This window comes from Enterobacter cloacae complex sp. 302F9 (assembly GCF_050030335.1).
In the GTDB taxonomy this organism is placed as follows: domain Bacteria; phylum Pseudomonadota; class Gammaproteobacteria; order Enterobacterales; family Enterobacteriaceae; genus Enterobacter; species Enterobacter hormaechei_C.
Genome location: NZ_JBLGUC010000001.1, coordinates 2,865,403 through 2,881,480, shown reverse-complemented (window position 1 = coordinate 2,881,480; position 16,078 = coordinate 2,865,403). Strand labels below are relative to the sequence as shown.

Annotated in this window: 14 protein-coding genes and 5 pseudogenes; 4 read left to right on the top strand and 15 right to left on the bottom strand. The window is 53.9% G+C overall.

Annotation, left to right across the window (positions count from 1 at the left end):
- Position 1: 1 nt before the first annotated feature.
- From fliL to fliF, 7 genes are all read right to left on the bottom strand, one after another.
- Entirely contained in the window at positions 2-472 is a 471-nt protein-coding gene (gene fliL / locus ACQG0T_RS13995) for a flagellar basal body-associated protein FliL (RefSeq protein ID WP_003859598.1), read from the bottom strand.
- Positions 473-578: 106 nt separating this feature from the next.
- Positions 579-1,793 carry a flagellar hook length control protein FliK gene (gene fliK / locus ACQG0T_RS13990; protein ID WP_063404607.1) on the bottom strand — a complete coding sequence of 405 codons (1,215 nt, stop codon included), beginning with the start codon at positions 1,791-1,793 and terminating at the stop codon, positions 579-581.
- Positions 1,790-2,233: a flagellar export protein FliJ gene (gene fliJ / locus ACQG0T_RS13985; protein WP_006811155.1), complete on the bottom strand. Its 444-nt coding sequence runs from the start codon at positions 2,231-2,233 to the stop codon at positions 1,790-1,792. The genes fliK and fliJ overlap by 4 nt, the downstream gene beginning before the upstream one ends.
- A gap of 21 nt (positions 2,234-2,254) precedes the next feature.
- Positions 2,255-3,625 carry a flagellar protein export ATPase FliI gene (gene fliI, locus ACQG0T_RS13980; protein WP_017693144.1) on the bottom strand — a complete coding sequence of 457 codons (1,371 nt, stop codon included), beginning with the start codon at positions 3,623-3,625 and terminating at the stop codon, positions 2,255-2,257.
- On the bottom strand, positions 3,625-4,332 hold the full coding sequence (gene fliH / locus ACQG0T_RS13975) for a flagellar assembly protein FliH (RefSeq protein ID WP_017693145.1): 708 nt from the start codon (positions 4,330-4,332) through the stop codon (positions 3,625-3,627). Before fliH ends, fliI begins: the two co-directional genes overlap by 1 nt.
- Positions 4,325-5,323 carry a flagellar motor switch protein FliG gene (gene fliG / locus ACQG0T_RS13970; RefSeq protein WP_003859608.1) on the bottom strand — a complete coding sequence of 333 codons (999 nt, stop codon included), beginning with the start codon at positions 5,321-5,323 and terminating at the stop codon, positions 4,325-4,327. The genes fliH and fliG overlap by 8 nt, the downstream gene beginning before the upstream one ends.
- Positions 5,316-6,998 (bottom strand): flagellar basal-body MS-ring/collar protein FliF, encoded by a 1,683-nt coding sequence (gene fliF / locus ACQG0T_RS13965; RefSeq protein ID WP_049133718.1) that lies wholly within the window; start codon positions 6,996-6,998, stop codon positions 5,316-5,318. Before fliF ends, fliG begins: the two co-directional genes overlap by 8 nt.
- Positions 6,999-7,226: 228 nt before the next feature.
- Between fliF and fliE the strand changes: the two genes are divergently transcribed.
- Positions 7,227-7,541, top strand: a complete 315-nt coding sequence (gene fliE / locus ACQG0T_RS13960; protein ID WP_023294952.1) for a flagellar hook-basal body complex protein FliE — start codon at positions 7,227-7,229, stop codon at positions 7,539-7,541.
- 26 nt (positions 7,542-7,567) lie between these two features.
- Here fliE and ACQG0T_RS13955 read toward each other — a convergent pair whose 3' ends face one another.
- The 5 genes and pseudogenes from ACQG0T_RS13955 to ACQG0T_RS13935 all read right to left on the bottom strand — a co-directional run.
- Positions 7,568-8,863: a tyrosine-type recombinase/integrase gene (locus tag ACQG0T_RS13955; protein ID WP_210911715.1), complete on the bottom strand. Its 1,296-nt coding sequence runs from the start codon at positions 8,861-8,863 to the stop codon at positions 7,568-7,570.
- Positions 8,864-8,908: 45 nt separating this feature from the next.
- A complete protein-coding gene (locus ACQG0T_RS13950; protein WP_014070846.1) occupies positions 8,909-9,154 on the bottom strand; it encodes an excisionase family protein in 246 nt (81 codons plus the stop codon).
- A 112-nt stretch (positions 9,155-9,266) separates the two neighbouring features.
- Positions 9,267-9,551, bottom strand: a pseudogene (locus ACQG0T_RS13945) (DUF550 domain-containing protein); the annotation flags it as partial.
- Positions 9,552-9,596: 45 nt separating this feature from the next.
- On the bottom strand, positions 9,597-9,836 hold the full coding sequence (locus ACQG0T_RS13940; RefSeq protein ID WP_063979347.1) for a DUF4222 domain-containing protein: 240 nt from the start codon (positions 9,834-9,836) through the stop codon (positions 9,597-9,599).
- A pseudogene (locus tag ACQG0T_RS13935) lies at positions 9,814-10,032 on the bottom strand (hypothetical protein); the annotation flags it as partial. The gene ACQG0T_RS13940 and the pseudogene ACQG0T_RS13935, both read right to left, overlap by 23 nt.
- On the opposite strand from ACQG0T_RS13935, the pseudogene ACQG0T_RS13930 reads away from it, so the two are divergent.
- Both ACQG0T_RS13930 and ACQG0T_RS13925 read left to right on the top strand, forming a co-directional pair.
- A pseudogene (locus ACQG0T_RS13930) lies at positions 10,030-10,737 on the top strand (host specificity factor TipJ family phage tail protein); the annotation flags it as partial. The pseudogenes ACQG0T_RS13935 and ACQG0T_RS13930 sit on opposite strands and share 3 nt — an antisense overlap.
- A gap of 59 nt (positions 10,738-10,796) precedes the next feature.
- Positions 10,797-11,216: pseudogene (locus ACQG0T_RS13925) on the top strand (glycosyl hydrolase family 28-related protein); the annotation flags it as partial.
- An 885-nt stretch (positions 11,217-12,101) separates the two neighbouring features.
- Here ACQG0T_RS13925 and ACQG0T_RS13920 read toward each other — a convergent pair.
- A pseudogene (locus ACQG0T_RS13920) lies at positions 12,102-13,285 on the bottom strand (IS3 family transposase); the annotation flags it as partial.
- Between the two features lie 472 nt (positions 13,286-13,757).
- Here ACQG0T_RS13920 and ACQG0T_RS13915 point away from each other — a divergent pair.
- Positions 13,758-14,315 (top strand): hypothetical protein, encoded by a 558-nt coding sequence (locus ACQG0T_RS13915; RefSeq protein WP_426723804.1) that lies wholly within the window; start codon positions 13,758-13,760, stop codon positions 14,313-14,315.
- On the opposite strand, the gene ACQG0T_RS13910 is transcribed toward ACQG0T_RS13915, so the two are convergent.
- Positions 14,308-14,931 (bottom strand): hypothetical protein, encoded by a 624-nt coding sequence (locus ACQG0T_RS13910; protein WP_426723803.1) that lies wholly within the window; start codon positions 14,929-14,931, stop codon positions 14,308-14,310. The genes ACQG0T_RS13915 and ACQG0T_RS13910 overlap by 8 nt on opposite strands.
- The gene (locus ACQG0T_RS13905) at positions 14,921-15,781 is read right to left on the bottom strand and encodes a hypothetical protein (RefSeq protein ID WP_426723802.1); all 861 of its coding nucleotides are present in this window, start codon (positions 15,779-15,781) and stop codon (positions 14,921-14,923) included. The genes ACQG0T_RS13910 and ACQG0T_RS13905 overlap by 11 nt, the downstream gene beginning before the upstream one ends.
- Between the last annotated feature and the right edge of the window lie 297 nt (positions 15,782-16,078).

The following is a 16,078-nucleotide window of genomic DNA, read 5'->3' as shown; positions in this document are numbered from 1 at the left end:
GTTACCGCAGAATGAAGGCTGTATACAGAACGTCAGTGACTTCCTGCTTAGGTTGGCCGTTTACCAGCGGGGTCGCCAGCGTCTGTTTAATGGCATCGACCAGCTTTTGCTTGCCCACATCGGTGGCGAGCGCGGAGGCATCCTGACGAGAAAACAGCAGCAGCAGACGGCTACGCACTTCTGGCAGGTAGTCGTTCAGGCGTGCACGGGTCGCTTCATCTTTCAGACGCAGCGTAATACCCACGTAAAGCACGCGATCCGCATCGCCCAGGTTCACGGTGAACGTATCCAGCGGGTAGAAGACCGGCGCCGGTGGAGGCGGCGCTTCAGCTTTGGCGGCCGCGCTGGAGGGTTCCTGCTGCATACGCCAGTAACTGTAGCCTGCGGTGGCGCAGGCCGCGAGGGTAATCAACACCAGCAGCGGGATCCAGATGGAACGCTTGCTTTTTTTGGTGATAGCGGAGTCTGTCATCTGATACGAGCTTCCTGTTTCGGTACAGCTTAATACGGTGATTATCCCGTGTCCGGCTTAGGTCAAAGCGTGGAAAAGACGGGGATAATCACGTTACCTCTGGCGTTTAGGCAAAGATGTCTACGGCACGGCTGCCGCGCGCGGCGGATTGTAGGGCGGCAGGGGCAGGCAATAACTCTTCGCTCTCATCGTTAAACCCACCATGCTGGCCGGAACGCGAAGCGTGCTGTTGCTGCCCGGATGAGGACTGCTGTTGCCCGGCAAAGCCCTCGCTGCTGACGCTGCTTTGGGAAAGCTGAATGCCGTTTTCCGCAAGCTGCGTGCGCAGGATCGGCAGGGCCGCTTCCAGCGCCGCGCGGACGTGGCTGTGGGGCGAAACCATCTGCAACTGCGCCTGGTTGTCATCCAGCTTAAGCGAAATTTGCACCTGACCCAGATCCTCCGGGTGCAGACGCAGCTCTGCGGTCTGCTGTCCCTGCTTTGTGAACAGGGTGATGTGCTGGCTCAGATTCTGCTGCCATTCGTGCGTGCCCAGCGGCTGGCTTAACACCGGCGCTGTCGCAACGGTAGCGGCAGGCTGTGAAGGCGCCAGGTGACTGACGATCGGCGCCAGCGTCGCGGTTGGGCTGGCGGCAGACGACGCCGCGCTCGCTACGTCCTGCTTCTCTGCGACGGCGGCGACGGCTGGCGTAACGGCTGCCGTGGCGGGCAGCGATGTGTCGCTGTCCTGAACCGGCATTTTTTCCTGACCCGTTAACGCATGGCTAAGCGGCTGATGCTGGCCGTTGTCCGTCTGGGCTAGCGCAGAGGGGAGGGCGGCACGGGGGGCGATCTCCCCGGTGCTCGCAGGCTGCGTCGCTACCGGGATGGTGGTCTGCTGGTGCGGTAACATCGCCATCAGCGCGCTTAACCCGGCCAGCTCCTCTTCTTCAGTCGTGGTCTCGCTGTTTGTTTTCGCCTCCGGCTGGGTCAGCGCCTTCAGCGCATCCGTATTCGCGGCGGGTTTCAGGCCGGAGACGAGGCTTTGCAGGGAGACGGCGGTATCTTCACCAGTCAGGGTCTCCTGACGGGAGAGCAGTTCGGCGATTTTGGCCTGGAGCGTGGTATCACCGTTTTTTTCCTTTGCCGATGTCGACAGCTTGTTGCCCGCCGCTTTCAGATCCGCCAGCGTCAGCGGGGCATCTTTGCCTTTGCCGGTGGTCTCGGTCAGCGCGCCCGCCAGCAGAGAGAGAAAATCTTGCGCGCCCTCAGCGCCTTTCCCGGTCAGCGTGCCGCCGGACGGGTCGCTGTCGGTCATCAGCAGTTGTTGCAGTGTGATCATTCTGGTTTCCTCATTGATGCGCGCTGGGCAAACTCATCCATTTTTTTCTGATCCAGACGGTTTTCCGCCAGGGTCGAGGCTGCAATCTGCCGGTCCTGTAAGGTTTGCCAGGCCTGCAACCGCTGTTTTTTCTCGCGCCAGAAATTCAGCGCGGTATCGACTTTTTGCGTCCACTGGTTGAGCTGCTGGCGATGCTGCTCAATCGCCTTTTCCAGCGTCTGGATAAACTGCTGATAGTTAATCCAGCGCTGGCTACCAATGCCCTGCGTCATGTCGGTGTTAAGGTTGGTGCGATATTCATGCTGATAGTCGATTAACATCTTCAACTGTTCTTCAGCCTGCTGGCACCCGCGTCGCATTGCGCCAAGCTGCAATGCGGCATCATCAACTTCTTTTTCAGCCAGATCTTTCAGCGTTGATAACGCGCTGTTCTGCGCCATGACCTTCGCCCTCCACCTGTGTTACACCTGCGGGAAAATCAGCTCCAGTGCCTGGAGGGAATCTTCCCAGTCGGCGCGTTCAAAAATACCCTGTTGCAGAAATGCCTCCAGCTGCGGCCACAGGGCAATCGCTTTATCGAGCATCGGGTCGCTGCCTTTGGCGTACGCCCCGACGCTTACCAGATCGCGGTTGCGCTGGAAGCTGGAGAGCAGTTGTTTGAAGTTACGCACGCGGGCGTAGTGTTGCTCGGTGATCAGGGCCGTCATCGCACGGCTGATCGAGGCTTCAATATCAATTGCCGGGTAGTGCCCGGCTTCGGCCAGACGGCGCGACAGCACGATATGGCCGTCGAGGATCGCGCGCGCGGAGTCGGCAATCGGGTCCTGCTGGTCATCGCCTTCGGTCAGTACCGTATAGAACGCGGTGATGGAGCCTCCGCCGCTGATGCCGTTCCCCGCGCGCTCAACCAACGCCGGGAGCTTGGCGAAGACCGACGGCGGGTAGCCTTTGGTCGCGGGCGGCTCGCCGATGGCCAGCGCAATCTCACGCTGCGCCATCGCGTAGCGGGTCAGGGAGTCCATAATCAGCAGCACGTGCTGGCCCCGGTCGCGGAAATCTTCCGCAATACGCGTGGCGTAGGCGGCACCCTGCATACGCAGTAGCGGCGACACGTCCGCAGGCGCGGCGATCACCACCGAGCGGGCGCGGCCCTCCGCACCCAGAATGTTTTCGATGAAATCTTTGACTTCGCGACCACGCTCACCAATCAGGCCAACCACGATAACGTCCGCCTGGGTATAACGCGCCATCATGCCGAGCAGGACCGATTTACCCACGCCGGAGCCGGCAAACAGCCCCATACGCTGGCCGCGTCCCACGGTGAGCAGGGCGTTAATCGGCCGCACGCCGGTATCCAGTACGTGCTCGATTGGGGTGCGTTGCAGCGGGTTGAAGGGTTGGGTGATCAGCGCGCCGGTTTCGGTGGTATCAGGGGAGGGCAGGCCATCGAGCGGTTTGCCGCTTCCGTCCAGCACGCGGCCCAGCAGCGCCGGACCGAGCGGGAGCTGTTTGCCGCTTTGCAGGCCGTCACCGCTGATGTTTTTCGCGTAGACGCGGGCGCCGGGCAAAATCCCTTCCACTTCTTCAAGGGGCATCAGAAACAGGCGCTGACCGTTGAACCCGACCACTTCGCTTTCCACTTCACGCGTCTCCCCCCCGTCCTGACGCTCAATCACGCAGGTGGCGCCGAGCGGAAGTTGCAGCCCCGTGGCTTCCAGGACCAGACCGGTGGCGCGCGTCAGGCGTCCATAACGACGAACGGATGGCAGCTGCGCCATCTTCGTTTCAAAATTATCGAGCGTGTTAAGCCAGCGCGTAAGGCGAGCGGTCATCAGACGACTCCCGGTGCCGCCAGGCGGCACAGTTCCTGCCAGCGGGTCGCGACGCTGGCATCCAGATCGCCCTCATCCGCCGAGACCTTACAGCCTCCGTGATGGAGCGACGGATCGCCGCGCAGCCGCCAGCCGTGCAGGCTCAGCGTCGCGCCGAGGCTCTCTTCCACGCGCTGCAAATCATCAGGATGAACGCGCAGCTGCGGTTTGCCGCTGAACAGCGGCTCCTGCTGGAGCAGCCCCTGGATCTGCTTAATCAGCGCGGCGTTATCCACTACCGGCGTCTGGCCGATCACCTGACGGGCCGCCTCCAGCGCCATCTGCATCAGGCGCGAGGCAATCACGCTGTCGAGCGCATCCAGCGTGTGCTGAAACTCGCTCACCAGCTGCTGCATGCGGGCATGCAGCGGCGCCTGCTGCTGGCGCGCCTGCTCAATGCCCTGCTCTAAACCTTTCGCCAGCCCTTCCTGATAACCCTGTGCGTGCCCGGTCTGACGGCCTTCGTTCATCCCGGCGTTGAAGCCCTGCTCGTGCGCCTGCATTTGCATCTGGGCCAGCATCTGGGCGCGCTGTTCCTCTTCACTCAGCTCGGGGATGCCCGCCCCGGCGTCGCCCTCGTCGGACGACACAACGGCAGGGGTGAACTCTGCGGTGGGAGGGGAGAGGTCGTCAGGCGTCCAGCGCTTCCACGACAGTTCATCAGACATAGGTGTCGTCTCCGCTGCCAATCACCATCTCGCCGGTTTCTGCCAGACGACGAACAATAAGCAGGATCGCTTTCTGTTCGTTTTCCACCTGAGACAAACGCACCGGGCCACGGTTGGCCAGGTCGTCGCGCAGGATATCGGCCGCACGCTGGGACATGTTGCGCAGGAATTTCTCGCGCAGCGGCTGCTCGGCGCCTTTGAGGGCGATAAGCAGCGATTCGGAGTCCACCTCCTGAAGCAGGCGCTGGATGCTGCGATCGTCCACTTCGACCAGGTTTTCGAACAGGAACATCTCGTCGATAATTTTCTGCGCCAGCTCGCCGTCGAACTCGCGTACCGCCGTAATAACCGCCTCTTCCTGCTGCGTTTTCATCAGGTTGATGATTTCCGCTGCCGTTCTCACGCCACCCATTTTGCTGCGCTTGAGGTTCTGGCCGTCGAGCAGGTTGTTCAGCACTTCGGTCAGCTCCGCCAGCGCGGCTGGCTGGACGCCGCCGAAGGTGGCGATACGCAGCATCACGTCGTGGCGCAGGCGCTCGTCGAACAGCGCCAGAATATCGGCTGCCTGACCCCGTTTGAGGTGGACCAGAATGGTGGCGATAATCTGCGGGTGCTCGTCGCGAATAAGATCGGCGGCGCTTTGCGGCTCCATAAAGTTGAGCGTTTCGATCCCGCTGGCGGTGTCGCGCGTTTCGAGAATATCTTCCAGCAGGCTGGCGGCGCGCTCTTCGCCCAGCGCCTTAACCAGCACGGAGCGCAGGTATTCGTTGGCGTTGACGTTGAGCGCGGCAAACTGCTCGGCTTCCTGCTCAAACTCCGCCAGCACTTCTGTCAGCTGCTTGTTGGAGATCTGGCGCACGTTGGCCATCGCCGCGCTGAGGATCTGCACTTCTCGCTGGGAGAGGTGTTTAAACACTTCCGCCGCGCGATCTTCGCCAATGGTCATCAGCAGGATGACGCTCTTATCGGTGCCTGTAAGCGTATTACTCATGTTCGTTACCCATCCAACCGCGGATGACCAGCGCGACGACGCGCGGATCGTTATCTGACATTTCGCGAATGCGCTGGCTCATCACCTCTGCGCCCATACGCTGGTTAGCACGGCGCTGCTGCATCTGTTCATCTTTGCTGAGGCGCACTTCAACCGCTTCTTCCTCGTCCGGACGCGCGTTCTTCTGTTCCAGCGCGGCTTTCTCGGCTTCAGCACGGCGCTGTAGCTGAGGACGAACGCCCTTACGCCACAGCAGCCACGCGACAATCAGCACCAGCAGCCAGCGGCCTGCGGACATCAGCTGATCGAAGAACGCCTGCTGTTGCCAGAACGGCAGTTCGCCACCGGTCTCATCCACCGGGTTGAACGGTGAGTTCACAACGTTGAGGGTATCGCCACGTTTTTCAGAGAAGCCCATCGCTTCGCGGGTTAAATCTTCGATCTGCTTCATCTGCTCCGCTGTGAGCGGCAGCGGTTTACCGTCCGGCAGCGTTTTGTAGTTCACCACCACGGCAACAGAGAGACGCTGAATATCGCCCGTGTTCAGTTTGGTATGGCGGATAGTCCGGTCGACTTCGTAGTTGGTCGTTTCGTTACGGCTGCTGTTACGCGGGCCGGTACTGTTCGCGGTCGAGGTCGTCTGCTGATTCGTTTGCTGACTGTTCTGCGGGTTTGCCGGCGGGGTGGAGATTGGCGCGGCGTTGGCAGGCGCAGGCTGGTTAGAGAGCGCGCCCGGCACACCGCCAGGATACTGGCCGCCGACCTGTTCCGTCTCATTGATCTGACGCGAGCGTAACACGGCGCGGGAGGCATCCCCGTTCGGAGCGTACTGCTCTTCGGTCTGTTCTTTATTCGAGAAATCAATCTGCGCGGTGACCTGCGCGTGTACGTTGCTGCTGCCGACCACCGGGCCCAGAATCGCTTCGATGCGACGCTGGAGACGGCCTTCCACATCCGCGGCGTATTTCAGCTGAGCGTCGTTGAGATCGCGCCCGGCGGTGTTGGACTGCGTCAGCAGATGACCACTCTGATCCACCAGCGTAACGTTACCCGGCGGCAGGCCGGCCACCGCACTGGAGACCAGGTGCGTGACGGCGCTGATCTGCCCTTCATCCAGCGCACGGCCAGGTTCGAGGTTAACGGTCACAGAGGCCGAAGGGGACTTTTGTTCGCGGACAAACAGGGACGGCTTAGGCATCGCCAGGTGCACACGGGCACTTTTCACCGGGCCTAAGGTTTCAATCGTACGGGCCAGCTCCCCTTCCAGCGCGCGTTGGTAGTTAACCTGCTCGCTGAACTGACTGATGCCGAATTTTTCCTGATCCAGCAGCTCAAACCCAACCGCGCCGCCTTTTGGCAGCCCCTGCTGGGCGAGACGCAGGCGAAGCTCGTGCACTTTATCTGCCGGTACTTCAAGCGCACCACCGTTATCGGCAAAGCGATACGGGATGTTCATCTGGGTTAACTGGGTGACGATGGCACCGCCATCCTGGTCGGAAAGGTTGCTGTAGAGCGTGCGGTAATCCGGGCTTTTTGCCCATAAGACCATCGCGACAACGATCGCAATGGCGGCAGCGCCTGCCACAATCAACGGGATCTTAGGGTTGGCGCGAAGGCGGTTCATCCACTCGAGTGATTTATTCTGTGGCGCTGTCGATGCTGCTGTCGCACTCATTGCGCACCTCTTAAATCCTGGTGGTTTACGTTATTCGTGTAGAGAAACAAAACTGACTCCCGGGTCGGCAAACACGACAAAAGTTCCATACTGATGGCCCTGCCATTATTTGATGATTCGGGATTTTCTATGCGTCAAATAACCTGGTTTTTTAACGCTATTTACCGCCATTATCTTATTGACAAGCTGTTAGTCTTGACCTCGTAAAAAACCATCCAGGGGAGAGTCATGGCTATACAGGGCATTGAAGGGGTACTCAGTCAGTTACAGGCAACGGCGATGACCGCCCGTAATCAGAGCGTGGCTGACCAGCCGCCGGGCGTTAGCTTCGCCGGTCAACTGCATGCGGCGCTGGACCTGATCAGCGACAAGCAAAACGCGGCCCGTACCCAGGCTGAGAGATTTACCCTTGGCGAACCCGGCGTGGCGCTCAACGATGTGATGGCCGATCTGCAAAAAGCGTCGGTGTCATTGCAGATGGGGTTGCAGGTGCGTAACAAGCTGGTGTCGGCATACCAGGAAGTGATGGGCATGCAGGTTTAGGTTATCTAACCTAATGATATTTATAATTAATAACCGCCCGATCCCACTGCGTGGGGCATGGATGGGGCGAACTCACTCAATTTCTGGTTGAGGATGAGTACCTGATCCTGGTTATTTTCAGCCATCCAAGATCCGTACACCCGGTAGACCATTTGCGCGTCGGTGTGGCCCATTTGCTTCGCGATGAAGTTCGGGTTAGCACCGGCAGCCAACGACCAGCATGCATACGTGTGTCGGGACTGGTATGCTCTGCGATAGCGAATCCCGGCGCGCCGCATTGCTGCCTCCCATGACTGGTTGATCGACCCCACAGCGTAATGATGCCCGGCACGGCTGTTACGCGAAGCGATCTGCGGGTTGAACACGAACGTGCACGGATGCACATCGGTACGGCCATACTCGCGGAGTTTCACTTCAACCTGATACTGCTTACCCAGGCGTGTTAACTCGGCCTGGCTCTTCAGCACGTCGATCGCTGGCTGAATGAGGTTGATGATACGGTCCGTTCCGGCCTCTGTTTTCGGAAGGGTGAACTCCTTCGTTAACGTGTGGTTCCGGCGGATCATCATCGTACCCGCTTTCAGGTCGATATCTTCCCAGGCCAGCGACACAAGTTCTCCGTGGCGCACGCCGGTGTAGACGGCAAGAGACCACATGTTTTTCAGTTGCTGGTGGGCGCAGGCGTTAATCAACCTGACAAACTCATCGCGCGTCAGCGGGTCAGGCTCGCATCGTGACCGCTTAAGCATGGCGATCCCGGTGAACGGATTCACCCGTACATAACCGCTATCAGCGGCAAACTTAAACATCCCCCCCATGGTCTTCATGTAGTTGTTGACCGTTCTGACTGAGCGGCCCTTAACCGGCGTTTTCTGTCCGACTTTCAGCGTGTGATAACCGGTCAGCAATTCCTTCCTGATAAACAGCAGATCTTCCTGCGTTACCGCAGATACCAGCCTGTCCCCACCAATCCTAGGCACCATGTTGCGCGCTATAGATGCATAGCGTGACATCGCGTTGGTGCTGATCTCCATGCGCTTCAGATCCAGCCATTTATTTGCCAGTTCGAGAACGGTTATCTCCTTGCTCTCAACCCCAAATTTCTTCAGGTTCGGTGAGTCCGGGAACTGGGCGGCATAGTTGAAGTTGCCGGTCTTAATCGAAAAGCACACCGACGCCCGCAACTCGCCAGCTACTTTTCTGTTTTTTGGTGTATCCGGCACGCCGAGGCTTTCACGCACCCGGCTGCCTTTATAGATGAACCATATGCGGAGCGTACCGCCATGGTTCTCCACGCCTGTTGGGTATGCTGACTTAGCCATTATTCCCTCCTGACGTCCAAGAGCCCGCTAAGCATAAACGGATCTTCATTGGCGCGCACCCGGCTGTTTCTTTGACATGCTCTCCACCCACTGGTCGACAGCCTTTCGGTTGTACATGCATTCGCTGTTTTTCTTCGGCACGCCGTCCGGTGAGACGTGAAGGTATTCCCGTCCTACCATCCAGCATTTTTTGCGGGCCCGCTCGATAGTGCCCGGGCGAAGGCCGGTAATCTCGACGAGCTTTTCTTCGGTTACCCAGTCATTGGGCACGATTAAGGTCATTTCGCTCATGGGTGTCTCCAGGCAAAAAAAGAGCCCGGCGCGGGGCCGGGCAAAAGGGATGACGTTGCAGTGCTTTCGCACCCAATAGCCAGCTCATAACTGGCTATCAGTTGCGTCATGGTTTGATGTGGAGGCGCGGCTCGCCGTCTTTCGGCTCCGGCCACTGGCGAGCCATATTCACCTTTAGCTTTTCTTCCAGCGCCGCGGTGATTTGCTCATCGGTGATACCGGCGCGCCGCTGCGCGTCCCATAGCAGGAACTGCATATCAGCCCATTCACTTAGGTCGGCAGGATCGGCAGCAGCTTCCAGTGCCTCTTTCGAAAGGTGCTTCAGAGGTCCGATGGGACCGACATTGCCGAAGGTCTTTTCTGACCATTCAGCGTGGCGCCGCCGGATCAGGTTTCTGGTGAACTGCGATTTCTTCGATTCGTAAGGTTTCACGCTCTCTCCTCATGCCGCACGCTGGGCGCGCAGTTTCTTCAGGTGTTCTGCTGTTTCGATTTCTTCTGCGATCCGCTCAGCCTGTGCTTTGGTCAGCGGCTCGAATTCATGCTGAAAGCGACCTATGCTGGCGATGCAGGTGCGACCGTTGCGAATGTAGTGGATTACTTCGTGGGTAGCGCGGAGGATTTTGCATGGCTCACCGAACATGTCGGCGTACCAGGTATTAGGCTGGATTATCCTGAACATTGGGCACCACCTTAAATTCGATTACCCAGACCCAAGGGTTGACCTTCCAACTTTCATCGCCGTAAATAGATGTCCAGAGGCGAGCAAATACATCGCTTAGGCAGTCACCACTTTCCATATCAGCAATACAGCAACCTTCTTTCGATGCATCAGAATCGCTTATGCTGTTTAACCTCTCTACCCGCACCCCGGTTACCCGGCGGCGGTATTCAACCGTGCGAACATGAAGACGGACGAGTACAAAATGACGTACGAGGCCACGCTTCCTGGCGGCTACGACGGCGTACAGGTGTCCTACGTCCACCCGACCACGAACAATAAGACGTACATCAACTACCGCGTGCTGAACGGCGCCATCGTCGAGCAGGAAGCGGAAAACCCGAACAAGCTGGAGATAGTCGGCTTCCGTAACGAGTATCAGGCCCGGGAGCGCGCATTACGCGAAACCAAACGCCTGATCTACTCGCGCGTGAAGATGAACGCCAAAGTGTTTGAGGACGGCATTATCCAGGTCGGTAGCGTCATTCAGATGCCAGACATCTACGACAGCAACCAGCAGGGTGGTTACGTCACCGGCCGCTCCGGGAATGACTTCGATACCAGCGAGCCGATCACGTTTACCGGCTCGATGTATGTGCTGGTTACCGACAGCCTGGGTAACCCAAGTCTGCGCTATCCGGCCACCGCCCGTAGCGACACGAAGTACGGATTCACCGCGGCTATCCCCAACATTCAGCTCAATATCTGGAACGGAGACACTGTGCAGCTGCCGTCGCGCTATCTCATTGCGACAGTGGAAGAACTGGATAGCCAACTATGGAAGGTCAGCAGCATCAAGCCCAACACAGATAACACTGTATCTCTGACTGTCGCGGAGTATAGCGACGCCATTTACGAATAAGAACCGTCCCCGACCACCAAGACCCGGCCAACGTGCCGGGTTTTTTTCATGGAATATATATGACTACGCAACCTACCAATTTGCCTGTTCCAAGTGAATCTCCTCGCGATCTGAAGTTTAACGCGGGTAAAATTGACGAGTTCGTTACTTCGCTGGTAAACACCTATGTTGACCGGTTCGGGAATGAGCACTACACCATCGAAGGGCTGCGCTGGCTTGCGCAGCAGGCGATTGCTCAGTATGGGTGGATCCTTATCGACTCGTTCCAGGACGGTGCTGATATCACCCTGCCTAACCAGGCGCTGCGTGATGAAGACACCGGCGAATACTATCGCTGGGACGGCGCGCTGCCGAAGCATGTAGATGCTGGATCTACGCCAGAAACATCCGGCGGGGTTGGCGTGGGCGCGTGGGTAGGCATTGGTGATGCAAGCCTGCGAGCAATGCTTGCCACGTCGTCTGGTTCAGGGATGATAGGTAAAAATGGTGGTGGTACTGTTCAAGATTTTATCGACGAAACAGAAGAATATACTAATAGAGTAAGCTCCAAGAATGCATCAGATTATTACGTAGGAGCATTCTTTAATAACCAAACAGACAGAAAGGTAACTCTGTTTAAGAGTTACAATGGTTCTTGGTTGGAATCTATCAACACTACCTATCTGCTAACGGATAGCCACTGGTATCTTTCGTCAGCTCAAACGTCTTTGATGGACCTGACAACCGTCAGGGGTAACGATCCGGACATTTCTTTCTTTAATGGGAGATGGCATATTTGTATCACCTCTGGGCACCCAAACCCTCCAATTGGAGGCCCTCGTGATCTTATTGTTCTGACTAGTGACGATATGATTAATTGGACTCCTAAAGAAGTAAAAATGGGACCATCTCTTCTTTATGGACAGTCAGCAGTTCAGTTCGGCGGAACACTAACCAGTATTAATCAAATATGGGCACCATCACTATTTCAAGATAACAACGGTGATGTATGGATTGTTGCTACAGTGGGAATAAATCCCAATGCGCCAGATATAAATGGGACATCTGTAACGTGGGCGGCAGCAATCGGTTGTAAATGTAACGATCTGGAAAATCTTACTTTTGATTCTCCTCAATTGTTCCTACAAGATATTAGCGTGCAGCGTCTTGATCCACAAATGAATCAAGACTCAAATGGGCGATATCTGATAGCGATAAAAAATGAATACAACAAGCACATTGAAATATGGCGCTCTAATACAGCAGTAGGTGGGTACACCAAGATATCTGATCTTGATTTTGGTGGTACTGCAGTGGAAGCGCTGATCTTGACCCGCCATTTCCGGACAGCTTTTGTATCTTAAGTTAACGACGCCCGCTGCTGCTCGGTATTCTCTCGGAGAGTGATATCCCAGCGCACTATGCGGGTGATTTTCATTGTAATGCGTGAACGCCGCTGCAAGGTTTCGCAGGGCTGTTCTCACATCCGGTTTCGGCATGAACGCGATATAGTCTTCCTTCATCGTCTTCACGAACCGTTCGGCCATGCCATTGCTCTGCGGGCTGCTCACCGCTGTTGTACATGGCTCCAGATTCAGCTCTTTGGCGAACCTCCGCGTTTCATGCGCGGTATATGCTGAACCGTTGTCCGTCAGCCACTGCACCGCTGTGTCGGGCAGCTTGTCGCCGAAGCGCTTTTCCACCGACCTCAGCATCACATCCTGCACGGTCGAACTGTCATAGCCTCCCGTGCTTGCTGCCCAGTCTATGGCCTCACGGTCGCAGCAGTCCAGCGCGAACGTTACCCGCAGTTTTTCGCCGTTGTCGCAGCCGAACTCGAAGCCATCTGAACACCAGCGCATATCGCTTTCTGCCACCGCTATCTTGCCCTTATGTTCACGCTTCGGTCGCTCTGGTTTGTGATGCAACAACAACAGGTTATGCTCGCTCATTATCCTGTAAAGCCGTTTGGCATTCACAGGTGGCTGTCCCTCTGTGCGACGTTGCTTGCGCAGGATGCCCCACACGCGTCGATAACCATAACTCGGCATATCGCTGATAATGTTGAGGATAGCCGACAGTATTTCTGCGTCTGCTTCTTCATTACGCCGGTTACAGCGCCTGTCCTGCCAGTCGGCAGAACGGTTAATCCGCAGTGACAGTTGCGCACGCGACACGCCCATGGTCCGGCTGACCATGGCTATTCCCCGTCCTTTGGCAACAAGGGCGCGTGCGCTATCCATTTTCGCGACTGACCGTACTCCACGGCTTCTTTCAGGATCTCAACTTCCATCGTCTTCTTGCCCAGAAGGCGCTGAAGCTCCCGGACCTGCTTCAGAGCAGCAGTAAGCTCAGAAGCAGGAACGACTTCCTCTCCAGCCGCAACGGCGGTGAGGCTGCCTTCCTGATATTGCTTCTTCCACTTAAACAGCAGGCTGGGCTGGATACCATGCAGGCGGGCGACATGGGAGACATTCATACCCGGCTCCATCGTCTGCTGGATAATGGCGATCTTCTCCTGAGGAGTTTTACGTTTACGGACTTCTTGCCCTAACAGGATCCCGGTCATCTCAAAATTGGTGTTAGTGTTAGACATATATTCAAGCCTATCTCTTATCTGGAGATACAGCTACTGTCTGGTGTTTCAGGGGGCTACATCACTGCAGTGGAAGCGCCATGCCTTATGTATTCGAAAAAATACAATCAATGGTATCTATATGCCGATGCCTACAATACAAATGGTGAATATTACTTCGTTACAACAACTGATTTCTCTACATGGACATCTCCATCGCCAGTGAGAAGTTCAGAGGGAATCAGGCATGGAACGATGCTTAATCTTGCAACCCTGAAAGAAGGGCAGCAGGCGATTGCTTCCTACACACGAGCTGCAACGCTTCTCGGAAGATACATGGAGCAAAGCCCGTTAACATCAACTCGCGGTCAGTTCAGTACCACAGGGACCTCTAATTTAATACCAGAGAATGGGATGGTTTATAGGGTTCTTAGTGACGCGTACAGAAGATTCTTTATAGAAGATATTGGCACAACTGATTACTTTTATTTGGCATGTACAAGCGATAGCCCTGCAGCTGGGAATCGTAATAAGTGGGACATATCTCTCTGGGGGGATTCACTACATAGGATTTGGTGTAAATAATAATAAATTAGTTAAAGTTCTGTTCGATAAAAGGAACCGAACATACTTTATTGAAGGGGACGGTGAACGGCAGCCATCAACAAACACTATAGCATTTAATTCCATTGGTAATGGTTGGCCTACCGTGACGAATACTTGGGTGCCACAACATGGGGCAACGTACACAATCGCATCAGCCGCAGATAACACTGTCATTGCAGGAATAAACCAGCCAGCAAGAGACGGAATGTACTTTCATGTACTGATAACTAACGACACTTCGGGGCAAATTACATTTAAATCAGGAGGTTCAGGCATGGCGGTGGGGGGAACCGACAAGGTATTTACAGGTTCAGCAAACGGAAAACAGAGTTATAACGGTCAAAAAGATTGGGGGTGCTTGGAGAATACTAGTTTGATGTTAAAAGCGCCCGCTTGGGCGCTTAATTATATCAGTTGATTAAAATACTATCACAAGCGTCATTTAGACCTTTGTTTATGCGCAATTCCAATCGTGCAGACTTATCGTGCAATACAATTTTAACTTCTTTGCCTGGCTCTATATGTAATTTTCCATTTTCCTCTTTAGAGGCATAGGAAACATAAACACCATCTGCATTTTTACAAGCAGTACTTGTTGACTTGATAGTTATCATATCCCTTAACGGTATTAAACTGATTACGGTATCAAAATTTCTACCAGGATGAGTGTTTATGCCAAATTCGTTGCTTCTGGAAAACCATGCCGCTCCATCCCCAAGAGAGAAGCTGGATGTCATCAGCGATATGACTTTCTCATTATCATAATCACCTTGCCATTTTGGGTAATGCCTTGTGAACTTAGAAATAAATTCTTTGATTTCATTCACCGCAAATGGGGATGTTTTTTTGTAAATGATTCCTAGCGATCCGTTTGCAAGATTAAATCTGTTTATTTCTTCATAGTGAGATCCCAACCCGTTACCAGATAAAATCTCAGTGGCTGTTGTCTTAATTACTTCCTGACCATGAGGGAGGTGAGTATCTATAGGGGTAACAACAACCAAATATTCTGATAACAAAGAATCAATAGGCATTCCATCCCGCAAGTTCACTCTGTGGGGTTAATTTTATCCTGTTGTCGAGATCACCTTTTGCCATATACTTGAGCATGCTCTGATTAAGTACACCACCAGAACTGATAACCGACACATACTTCACATTACCTTTCAGAACTCTTTCTTTAAGATAGCTAACCATATCGAGATAATTAGGATAATTATCCAATTTAAGTTGGTATACTTTCTCAGGGAAGAATGTTCTTCCAAAACTATCAGAGAACGCCGAACGATAAATAGATACTGAAGTAATCAATATAGATAGAAATATCGTTATAGCAACAGTTTGCGCTTTCAGCTCTACATTTTTTATTTGGTTTATCAGTTTTGTGATCACCATTAATAGTGGAATTAACATCCATGTAACGAATGGTATTTCATGCTGATGGCCTGGCGATTGCGTGCGTACAAACAATATATAGCTTAAAACAAAAATAAAAGTAATGATAAATAATACTTTTCTTGATTGTTTAATCATTAAATATGAAATAAAAAAGCTAAGCAAACAACCGATAAATAAAAACAAACCAATGTGATCAATTGTTTTGTGGATGCTATCCAGAACTGGAAGTCCATAAGCTGAATAGACAGACGAATAGTCGGTTGTAATGGCTCTTATTGCTACATCTTTTTGAAAAAGAAAAACAAGCAGAATACTGACGGTACCTGCTATAGCATAGTTCACAATGAGGTTAATAAATGTATTTTTATAATTTACGGCTTTATTCCAAATTAACTCGGCTAAAGGAAGCGCTAAATATGTTGCAACAATCGTATAAGCGTACCATCGGCGCAATACAAATGGCAGCCACAAAAAGCAAACCGACAAGCAATGCTCGTTTTATATCGATTTTAAATGAGAGCGAGTGACGTTGGGTATAATAAATGCAATATAGCAATGGAATCATGGAAACAATATCAGGATACCCTCTGAGAATAGGCTTCCAATAGCCAACAAAACTTACTGACACTAATAAGCAAATTGCAAATGTTATAGGGTTATTTAATTTTATGGCGTCTTTTACAATTAGATAAACTAAGTAAGACACAGGAATTAGATAACAGATAGCTACCGCAGAGATATAAACAAATCTTGAACCACCGAATACATAGTAAACAGGGGCAA

Bases quoted from the DNA above. Each gene is read 5' to 3' on its own strand.
- ACQG0T_RS13940 (WP_063979347.1), bottom strand. From the start codon at position 9,836: ATGTTCAGGATAATCCAGCCTAATACCTGGTACGCCGACATGTTCGGT.
- fliK (WP_063404607.1), bottom strand. From the start codon at position 1,793: ATGATCACACTGCAACAACTGCTGATGACCGACAGCGACCCGTCCGGC.
- fliE (WP_023294952.1), top strand. From the start codon at position 7,227: ATGGCTATACAGGGCATTGAAGGGGTACTCAGTCAGTTACAGGCAACG.
- ACQG0T_RS13955 (WP_210911715.1), bottom strand. From the start codon at position 8,863: ATGGCTAAGTCAGCATACCCAACAGGCGTGGAGAACCATGGCGGTACG.
- ACQG0T_RS13950 (WP_014070846.1), bottom strand. From the start codon at position 9,154: ATGAGCGAAATGACCTTAATCGTGCCCAATGACTGGGTAACCGAAGAA.
- ACQG0T_RS13910 (WP_426723803.1), bottom strand. From the start codon at position 14,931: ATGCCTATTGATTCTTTGTTATCAGAATATTTGGTTGTTGTTACCCCT.
- fliL (WP_003859598.1), bottom strand. From the start codon at position 472: ATGACAGACTCCGCTATCACCAAAAAAAGCAAGCGTTCCATCTGGATC.
- fliF (WP_049133718.1), bottom strand. From the start codon at position 6,998: ATGAGTGCGACAGCAGCATCGACAGCGCCACAGAATAAATCACTCGAG.
- fliI (WP_017693144.1), bottom strand. From the start codon at position 3,625: ATGACCGCTCGCCTTACGCGCTGGCTTAACACGCTCGATAATTTTGAA.
- fliJ (WP_006811155.1), bottom strand. From the start codon at position 2,233: ATGGCGCAGAACAGCGCGTTATCAACGCTGAAAGATCTGGCTGAAAAA.
- fliG (WP_003859608.1), bottom strand. From the start codon at position 5,323: ATGAGTAATACGCTTACAGGCACCGATAAGAGCGTCATCCTGCTGATG.
- fliH (WP_017693145.1), bottom strand. From the start codon at position 4,332: ATGTCTGATGAACTGTCGTGGAAGCGCTGGACGCCTGACGACCTCTCC.